The sequence below is a fragment of the Streptomyces sp. FH025 genome (assembly GCF_017427025.1).
GTDB lineage: Bacteria > Actinomycetota > Actinomycetes > Streptomycetales > Streptomycetaceae > Kitasatospora.
Map to the genome: position 1 here is coordinate 1 of NZ_JAFLNG010000307.1, position 8818 is coordinate 8818.

Consider the following 8818-nt stretch of genomic DNA (forward strand, 5'->3'; position numbering starts at 1 on the left):
GCCTGGACGACCGGAGCCGGCGCCACCGGAGCGGGGGCCTGGACCGGCTCGACGGCCGGGGCCGGAGCGGGCACCGGAGGCTGGACCTGGACCGGAGCAGGGGCGGGAGCCGGAGCGGGTCCCGCCTCGGCCGCGGGAGCGGGCACGGGAGCGGTCGTCGGAGCGGGCGCCGGAGCAGGTTCGGCCGCCGCCGGAGCGTCAGCGGGAGCCGCCGCCGGAGCCCCGGCCGGAGCCGCCGCCGGGTCCGACTGCACGTACCAGGACGGGGGAGTGTAGTCAGGCGCGTCGGACCAGTCGTCGTCGTCCTCCGCCGCGTTGTCGCCGACGTAGACGCCGTCCCGATCGCTGCTCACTAGGGCTCCCTCGTGTTCGCCGCCGCTTGTTCAGCGGTGCCGTTGCCGCAATAAAGACTAGGCCGTACGGCTGCCCCCGTTGAAGGCGGCTTCGGATCCCGACCGGGGCGACCGGGCCCTGACCGGGGCCTCAGCCCGTCCGGCTCAGCCCGTCCGGCTCAGTCCATCCGGCGCGGACCGCCGAGCACCTGCTGTTCGGCCTGCCCTGCCACGGCCCGGACGTACTGACGCCGCATCCGGGTGGCCCACAGGGTGAGGTCGTCGCCGAGGGTGGGCAGCGAGGCCACGTCCTCCGGAGGCAGCGACAGCACCCGGCCCGTCAGTTCCGCCTCCTGCGGCGAGATCCGCTGCACGCCGACCAGGTCGGCCGCGTTCAGCACCCGGGAGGCGTTCGGGCCCAGGTAGGGCAGCAGGGTCAGGGTGGTCTGCCACGGTGCGGCGGAGAGCCGGCTGCGCGGCGGGCGGGCGCCGAGGTCGCGCACCACCAGCACCGGCGAGGCCACCGAGGCGCCCTGCGGGCCGAGCCGGCCGACCTGGTGGATCGTCACGCACGGCTGTCCGCCGCCGGCGGCCTGCGCCATCGGGCCCCAGAGCTGGCCGCGGGCGGTCTCCACCGCGACCCGGGCGCCGATCGCGGCCGCCCGCAGCGCGATGATCTGCGCCGTCCACACACCGCCGACCAGTACCAGGTCGTACGCGCTGGGGCGGAACAGGCCGAGCACCGCGGGCAGTCCGTGCGGGTCGACGCCGATGAGCACGCCGTCGTCGCCGACCGGGAAGGCCAGCGCCGCGAGGTCGGCGGCCTCCAGCACGTGCTTCTCGCGGCGCGGGCCGCGCAGCCCGAAGCCGGGCAGGATCCGCGGCCGTGCCCGCCGTTGCTCGGTGCCGGGCTGCGGGCCGGGGGCCGGATAGGACTGGTACGCCATCAGGACGCTCCTCCCAGCGGCAGGGTGGCGAGCATGCCGGGGGCCTGCTCCAGGTCGAGCCGGACCAGGCCGACTCCGGCGCTCTGCGCCCGCGCCTCCACCTGGCGGCCGACCTGGCCGACCTCGCTCTCGCTGCGCCCGGTCACCCGCAGGTGCCCGCTGACGGTCACCGAGCCGCCGGTGCCGTGCCCGGCGGTCAGGCTGAAGGTGCTGGCCAGCGCCGGGGAGCCGGTGACCAGGTTGACCAGGTCCGGTGCGCCGATCCGGCCGGCGCCGCCGCCGGGGCGGCTCAGCTGCGGCCAGCGGGAGATCCAGTAGGTGCTGTGCCAGCGGTCGTCGATCCGCCAGAAGCGGTTGCCCTCCTGGGTGCGGCGGGTGGTGCCGCCGCCGCTGCCGGTGCCCTGGCGTCCGGCCACCGTGATCGGGTTGGCGCAGGTGGAGATGGCCAGGGCGGCGATCAGCTCGCGCTCGTCCAGCACGGTCGCGTTGAACCCGGCGCTGTTGAGCCGCCCGGCCAGTTGGTCGGTCACCCGCTGCAGCGCCTTGCGGGCGCCCTCCTCGCCGCCGCCGCGGGCCCGGACGGCGGTGGCCGCCCGCTCCGGGTCGAGCTTGAGCGCGACCCAGGTCAGCCGCAGCCCGGGGGTGGAGGTGCCGTCCGGGAGTTCGCGGTAGGCGCGGGCGGCGAGCGACTGCTCGGGCAGGTGCGGGGCCGGGGCGGGCTGGGTGTGCTGGACCAGCTGCACCGACTCCAGGGTGATGTCGTCCACGGTGAGCGCCGAGCAGATCACGTCCAGTGGCAGCGGCAGCGCGGTGCGCACCGGGCGCAGCGGCAGGTCCTTGGCCTGGATCAGCAGCACCGAGGTGAGGAAGGTGCCGTCGCCGACCATGCCGGTCTCCCGGCGGATCGGGCGGCCGCCGAACTCGGCCTCGGTGGCGTGGGTGCAGGTGCGCAGGGCCGGTTCGAGCTCCAGCGCGGGCGCCAGCGCCGGGTCGGTGCCCGGGGGTGGCAGCAGCGTCTTCGCCTGCCTGCGGCGGGACTTGAGGGCGGAGCGCACCCGCAGCAGCTCCGGGATGGTGCGGCCGCGCAGCGGGACGACCGCCAGCACGAGCAGGACCAGTGAGACGGCGCCGAACCCGGCCGCGACCGGGCGGCTGATCGTCCAGCCCACCGCGACCAGGGCTGCGGCGACCTCGACCAGGACGAGCTGTTGGAGCTTCAGCCGGCCGCCGAGCAGCCCGGGTCGGGGGTTCACCCGGACCTGGACGGGGCCGTCGGCGGTCCCCGTCGCCGGTGGGTGGACGGCCGTGGCCTGGGCGGCCGGGCCGCCGTGCCGGGCCCCTCCGGACCGGCGCGACCTCCCGCCGCGCGCGGTGCCGCGGCGTCCTGGAGCGGTCTGGCTTGGCATCCCCCGGTGGCCCTCTCTGATCCGTTGTCGCGGCCCGGCTGGCTGGTTCACGGACCGTACCCGTACCGTACTCACCGTCTGCTGCCGCATCGTAGAGGGTTCGAGCCGGTTCCCGCCCGGCGGGTGCGGACCACGGGGCGGGTCACGGCGGCAGCGGCCGACAGCGTCGGCACACGGCCGGCACACGTGTGACGAGCACGTCTGACAAGCACGTCTGACAAGGGGGACGACGAGGATGGCATCGCGCCGGGACGAGCTGAACGCGTACACCTTCGCCCGCAAACGCACGGTGGGGGCGTTCCTGCTGCCCGCCGGCGGCGGCAGCGACGAGGACGCGCCGCGCCCGGTGAAGGCGGTGCTGCCGAGCGTGCTGGTCGGGGCGGTGATCGTGGCCGGGTTCGGGGTCTGGGGGGTCTTCAAGCCCGCCGCGCCGCTCCAGTGGGACAACGGCAAGAACATCGTCCAGGGCAAGCAGTCGACCACCCGCTACGTGGTGCTGACCGATCCGGACGGCAGGACCAAGCGACTGCACCAGGTGCTCAACATGTCCTCGGCGAGGCTGGTGCTGCCGGCGGACGCCAAGGTCGTGGTGGTGGACGACGGGGTGCTGGACCGCTACCCCAACCACGGCCCGACGATCGGCATCCCCTACGCCCCGGACAAGTTGCCGAGCAAGGACAACGCGAGCCAGCCGATGAAGTGGGCGGTCTGCGACCGCCCGGGTTCGGACGAGAAGCAGGAGACCGTCAACCAGGCGGTGTTCGTGGCGGCAGGCCCGGACGCGGCGGTGCTGTCCGCCAAGGACCGGATGCTCGGCCCGGATCAGCTGATGCTGGTGCAGCAGGCGGACGAGCAGCAGGTGTCGACCGCTTCGGGGCCGGGGCAGCAGGCCGCGGGCGCCGCGAAGGTCTACCTGGTCGACGCGCAGGGCCGCAAGCACGAGATCGGCTCGCCGCAGTCGGACGACAAGGAGCGCAAGGCGCTGATCACCGCGGTCTACGGGCCCAACGCGGTGCCGCAGCGGGTCAAGCGCGAGTGGCTGGACACCCTGGTGAACGCCAGCCCGATCACCTTCCCGGAGGTCCAGGGGGTGGCCGACACCCCGAACCCCAACTCCTCGGTGAACCTGGGCAATGCGGCGGACCGCCGGATCGGCCGGCTGGTGCACTACCAGGACCGCAACTACGTGGTCGGCAAGGACAGCCTCTTCCTGATCACCCCGTTCCAGGCGGAGCTGATCCGGCAGAACCCGGCCTACCAGGTGCTCTACAAGTACGACCAGGACAAGAAGCCGCGCAGCGACGAGATGACCCCGGACGACCAGTCCAAGCTCAACACCGACGTCCGGCTGCCGAAGACCGCGGACGACTGGCCGCTGAAGTCCGGTGCGGCGGTGAACAACTGGCAGGACCGCCAGGACGCCCGCCTGGTCGTCTGCAGCACCTTCGACGGCATGGCCGAGGACGGCCACACGCCCAGGCGCAGCGTCTGGGCCGGGGCGTCCTACCCGGCGGCGTACAACAACGGCGCGGGTGCGGCGTACGTGACGCCCGGTCACGGCCTGTTCTACCGCGCGGTGGACAACGCGGCCGGCGGCTCGGGTGCCAACGCCGCCGGTGCCAACGCTGCCGGTGCCAACGCCGCCGGCGCCGGTGCGGCGGGCGGTTCCGGCACCGACTTCCTGATCACCGAGACCGGCCTGCGCTACTCCGTCCCGGCCAACGGCGACGGCGGCCACGGCCCCACCCCGTCGGCGAGTGCCGGCGGTGCCCCGAAGGCGGCGACCTCGCAGCCGGGCACCCCGAACCCCGGTTCCGGGGACCAGCCGACCCAGAACCCGGATGACCAATCAGGCGGCAACCAGGCGCGATTGGGCTACCAGAACGTCCAGCCGCTGCCGGTGCCGAAGGAGTGGTCGAACCTCGTCCCGGCGGGTCCGCCGCTGACCGCGAAGAGCGCCGCGCAGCCGCAGAACGCCTGACCGGCCAAGCCCGGCAACGGAATTGGCCTCAGTGTCATGGTCTGGTAACTACTCGACACTCGATGTTGGGTGAGTTACGTGTGCCGACTACAGTGCTGCTGGACATCACAGGGGTGATGCGGCGGCAGGGTCATGGGGCCCTCTGTACACACGATGTTTGTCTCATGGGGGACGGTGGAGCATGAGTGACGGCCAGTTCACGATGACCGCGCAGGAGATGACGACCTTCGCCAAGAAGATCGAGGCCGCCTGCGGGGCCATCGAGCAGGAGCGCAAGGCGATGGAGAACACGGTCAACACCATCACCAGCGGCTGGAAGGGCCAGGCGGCGGACGCCTACAAGGCCCTGCAGAGGCAGGTCAACGAGGACGTCGCCGCGCTGAAGGCGTCGCTGACCGCGATCCAGCACGCCATCGAGCTGACCACCAAGCACTACGCGAGCACCGAAGAGGAGCAGAAGGCGATGTTCGGCCCGCAGGGCTGATCGCCGAAGCGCCGACCACCGCTCTGTTCCGACTTTCCGCTCGACGGGGCGCCCGCGGCTGAGCGCTGGGTGCTCCGCATCCTCGTCAAGGAGACATCGTGTCCGACCACATCCTCGTCAACTTCCAGACCCTCCACCAGGCCTCCCAGGACGTCCAGACCTCGGCCAACAAGATCGAGCAGATGCTGTCCGACCTGCGCCAGGACGTCACCAAGATCGCCCAGAGCTGGCAGGGCCAGGCCCAGCAGGGCTACAACGCCCAGCAGACCAAGTGGGACCAGGCGGCCTCCGACCTGAAGCAGACCTGCGCGAAGATCGCCGGCTCGCTGGAGCAGGCCGCGGTCAGCTACCAGCAGACCGAGACCAAGAACGCCGGTCTCTGGGGCTGACCGAACGTTCCCGAGCGGGAACGACAGGGGCGGGTACCCGGCTTCCGGGCACCCGCCCTTCGGCGCGCGGTGCGGCACGGGGTGGAGAACATGAGGGGTGGCAAGGTGTCCGGACGCGGGTTCCGTGGGACGGCCGCGGCGCTCGCCGCGCTCGTGGTGCTGGGCGGCCCGCTCGGTGCCCCGGCGTACGCGGACGGCGGGCCGGGGCTGGCCGCCGCCGGAGACTGCCCCAAGCCCGCGCCCGACGTGCCGACCGTGCCGTGGTCGCTGCAGCGCCTGCTGCTGGACGAGCTGTGGCAGGGCGGGAAGACCACCGGTGCGGGCGTGACGGTCGCCGTCATCGACACGGGGGTGGACGACCGCAACCCCCAGCTGGCCGGCAAGGTGGATGCGGGCCCCAGCCTGTTGTTCAACAAGGAGGCCAACAAGCCGGTCGACGGCACCTCCAAGGACGACACGGTCGGCCACGGCACCAAGGTGGCCGGGATCATCGCGGCCGGCCGCAGTGACAGGACGGGTTTCGTCGGGCTGGCCCCCGACGCCCGGATCCTGGCGATCCGGCAGAACGACAGCGAGGGCAATGGCGACGTCTCCACCCTCGTGACGGCCATCCACAAGGCCATCGAGGCCAAGGTCAGGGTCATCAACATCTCCCAGGACGTGCGCGGCGCGGGCGACGCCCACTTCGGCGGCTACCAGGATCTGAAGGCCGAGATCGAGGCCGCCGAGAAGGCCGACATCGTGGTGGTCGCCTCCAGCGGCAACGACGGCAAGGAGGGCGACACCTACCCGGGGGCCTTCCCGACCGTGCTGTCGGTCGGTGCCTCCGACCGCAACAACGAGCGCGCGCCGTTCTCCCAGTACGGCTCCTTCGTGAAGGTCGCCGCCCCCGGAGTCGACATGCTGTCCACGGTGCCCGGCGGCGGCCAGTGCGTGGACAACGGCACCAGCTTCGCCGCCCCGTACGTCTCCGGGCTGGCCGCGCTGCTGATCGGCGCCCACCCGAACTGGACGGCGGCCCAGGTGCGGGCCTGGATCGAGCAGACCGCCCAGCGCACCGAGCGCGAGCCGAACCGGTACATCGGCTGGGGCGTGGTGGACCCGGTCAAGGCCGTCACCAAGGCCCCCGACGTCGCGCCGTCCGCCGCCACCCCGGACGCCCCCGTGCAACTGGCCGCCGCCCCGATCGTGCCGCGGCCGGTCGGCCTCGGCGAGACCCAGGCCGACCGGGACGGCCGCACCGCGACGTACGTGGTCGGCACCGGGGCGCTGCTGGTCGCGCTGCTGATCGGCGGGGGCGTGGTGCTGCGCGACCGCCGCCGCCGGTTCGCCGACTGACCGTTCGAAGGAATCCTCGGAACACCTGTAACACCACGGCCTCCTCACCGCGTCTATGAAGTGTCAGCGAGCACGGACGTGGGGAGCGGCGGGCATGGGGTGGACCGGGGGGCGCCGTGAGGCCAAGGACGCCGAGTTCCTGGAACTCGTCTCCAGCCGCAGCGGACACCTCTACCGCTCGGCCTGTCTGCTCACCAGCGGAGACACCCACTACGCCGAGGACCTCGTGCAGGAGGCCCTCAGCCGGATGTACGTGCTCTGGCGGCGCAGCGCCTTCACCGGCGGCCGGGGCCGGATCGACAATCCGGCGGCCTACACGCACACCGTCATGGTGCGCACCTTCATCGCCCAGCAGCGCCGCCGTTCCAGCGGTGAGCGCCCGACCGTGGCCCTGCCGGAGCGGGAGGGCCACGACGCGGACAGCAGCCTGCGGCTGACCCTGCTCGACGCGCTCGGGCGGATGGCGCCCAAGGACCGCGCCGTGCTGGTGCTGCGCTACTGGGAGGACCGCAGCGTCGAGGAGACCGCCGAGGTGCTGCGCTCCTCCTCCGGCGCGGTCCGTACCCGGACCACCCGGGCGCTGGCCCGGCTGCGCACCCTGCTCGGCGACTCGCTCTCCGAACTCGCCGACCGCTGACGGCACTCAGCACAGACCACTGACCATTTCCGGCACTTCCGCGTCGAAGGAGACGGTGATCCGTCATGTCCGAACCGGACAAGTTCGAAGACGATCTTCTCTATGCCCTCACCCGTACCGGTGAAGGGTTCCGCACCGAGCAGGCCGACCTGGTCGCGGGCGGGTACCGGCGCGGTCGCAGCCGCTGGCGGCGCCGCTCGACCGCCGCGGTGGTCGGCGGCGCGGCCGCGCTGGCCCTGGTGGGCACCGGCGCGGTGTACCTGACCGGCTCCACCCCCGCGGCCACGAGCACGGTGGCGGCCGCCTCGTCCGGGACCGGGACCGGGAGCCCGGCCGGAACGTCGGCCCCGGCCGCCGCGGCGACCCCGTCGGCGACGGTGATCACCGGGGACGAGGTGCTGGCCACCCTCCAGGCCCTGCTGCCCAAGGGCCAGACCACCGACGGCCAGGGCCGCGGCACCGACGACGCCACGATGAAGGGCACCTTCGCGGGCGCGCAGCTGGTGTTCGACGACGGCGGGGGCAAGTCGCTGATGTCGCTCGGGATCCAGAAGCACCGCAAGGGCCAGTCCCAGCAGCAGACCTGCCCGGATCCCAAGATCAACCGGGTCGACTCCTGCTCGGTCACCACGCTGGCGGACGGCTCCAAGCTGTTCCTCATGCAGGGCTACGAGTACCCGGACCACCGCGCCGACACCAAGGACTGGATCGCGGTGCTGAACGGCCCGGACGGCCGGGAGATCAACCTCAGCGAGTGGAACTCGCCGCAGGAGAAGGGCGCGCCCGACAGCCGCCCCAACCCGCCGCTCACGCCGGACCAGCTGAAGGCGATCGTCACCGACAAGTCCTGGGACCGGATCGTCGCGGCCCTCCAGTACGACGGCGTCGACCGGGCGGCCCAGGACACCGGCCTGTCCTTGCAGGACCGGCAGGCGATCCTCGCCGGACTGCTGCCCGCCGGGGTGACGATCACCGGTATCGACGGCGACGAGGTCATCGCGAACGTCAGGATCGCCCAGGGCGGTGCCACCGGGCTGGTGTTCCTGCGGGTGCAGAAGCTGGTGCTGGAGCCGGGCGACCAGACGGAGAAGATGTTCCAGGACGCGACCGTCCTGCCCGACGGGGGGAAGCTCATGGTCTACGGCCCGGGCACGGCGCACACGAAGGGCCAGCCGGCCGCGGACGTCCTCCGGGGCGACCTGCGCGTCTACGTCTCCCTGGACCCGAACGGCAAGCAGCTGCTCACCCTGGACCAGCTGAAGGCGATCGCCACCAGCCCGGCCTGGAAGCCGAAGAAGTAGCGC

At 72.7% G+C, this 8818-nt stretch carries 8 protein-coding genes and 1 pseudogene; 6 read left to right on the forward strand and 3 right to left on the reverse strand.

Features of this window, described 5'->3' with window-relative positions; all coding sequences use genetic code 11:
• From J0670_RS21450 to eccE, 3 genes and pseudogenes are all read right to left on the reverse strand, one after another.
• Positions 1-353: pseudogene (locus J0670_RS21450) on the reverse strand (MinD/ParA family protein); the annotation flags it as partial.
• 158 nt (positions 354-511) lie between these two features.
• Positions 512-1279 (reverse strand): hypothetical protein, encoded by a 768-nt coding sequence (locus J0670_RS21455; protein ID WP_207813263.1) that lies wholly within the window; start codon positions 1277-1279, stop codon positions 512-514.
• Positions 1279-2532 carry a type VII secretion protein EccE gene (gene eccE / locus J0670_RS21460; RefSeq protein ID WP_307806630.1) on the reverse strand — a complete coding sequence of 418 codons (1254 nt, stop codon included), beginning with the start codon at positions 2530-2532 and terminating at the stop codon, positions 1279-1281. The genes J0670_RS21455 and eccE overlap by 1 nt, the downstream gene beginning before the upstream one ends.
• 388 nt (positions 2533-2920) lie before the next feature.
• Between eccE and J0670_RS21465 the strand changes: the two genes are divergently transcribed.
• The 6 genes from J0670_RS21465 (at position 2921) to J0670_RS21490 (ending at position 8815) form a co-directional block, all read left to right on the forward strand.
• Positions 2921-4666, forward strand: a complete 1746-nt coding sequence (locus J0670_RS21465) for a type VII secretion protein EccB (RefSeq protein ID WP_207813265.1) — start codon at positions 2921-2923, stop codon at positions 4664-4666.
• A 181-nt stretch (positions 4667-4847) separates the two neighbouring features.
• A complete protein-coding gene (locus tag J0670_RS21470) occupies positions 4848-5150 on the forward strand; it encodes a WXG100 family type VII secretion target (protein ID WP_243437325.1) in 303 nt (100 codons plus the stop codon).
• A gap of 98 nt (positions 5151-5248) precedes the next feature.
• The gene (locus J0670_RS21475; protein ID WP_207813266.1) at positions 5249-5539 is read left to right on the forward strand and encodes a WXG100 family type VII secretion target; all 291 of its coding nucleotides are present in this window, start codon (positions 5249-5251) and stop codon (positions 5537-5539) included.
• A gap of 90 nt (positions 5540-5629) precedes the next feature.
• Positions 5630-6877 (forward strand): type VII secretion-associated serine protease mycosin, encoded by a 1248-nt coding sequence (gene mycP, locus J0670_RS21480; RefSeq protein ID WP_207813267.1) that lies wholly within the window; start codon positions 5630-5632, stop codon positions 6875-6877.
• 94 nt (positions 6878-6971) lie between these two features.
• Positions 6972-7514, forward strand: a complete 543-nt coding sequence (locus J0670_RS21485) for a SigE family RNA polymerase sigma factor (protein WP_207813268.1) — start codon at positions 6972-6974, stop codon at positions 7512-7514.
• Positions 7515-7579: 65 nt separating this feature from the next.
• Positions 7580-8815, forward strand: coding sequence for a hypothetical protein (locus J0670_RS21490; protein WP_207813269.1), 1236 nt, complete (start codon positions 7580-7582; stop codon positions 8813-8815).
• The last annotated feature ends 3 nt before the right edge of the window (positions 8816-8818 follow it).

Coding starts and splice junctions, on each gene's coding strand:
- J0670_RS21455 (WP_207813263.1), bottom strand. CDS start 1,279: ATGGCGTACCAGTCCTATCCGGCCCCCGGCCCGCAGCCCGGCACCGAG.
- J0670_RS21465 (WP_207813265.1), top strand. CDS start 2,921: ATGGCATCGCGCCGGGACGAGCTGAACGCGTACACCTTCGCCCGCAAA.
- J0670_RS21470 (WP_243437325.1), top strand. CDS start 4,848: ATGAGTGACGGCCAGTTCACGATGACCGCGCAGGAGATGACGACCTTC.
- mycP (WP_207813267.1), top strand. CDS start 5,630: ATGAGGGGTGGCAAGGTGTCCGGACGCGGGTTCCGTGGGACGGCCGCG.
- J0670_RS21485 (WP_207813268.1), top strand. CDS start 6,972: ATGGGGTGGACCGGGGGGCGCCGTGAGGCCAAGGACGCCGAGTTCCTG.
- J0670_RS21490 (WP_207813269.1), top strand. CDS start 7,580: ATGTCCGAACCGGACAAGTTCGAAGACGATCTTCTCTATGCCCTCACC.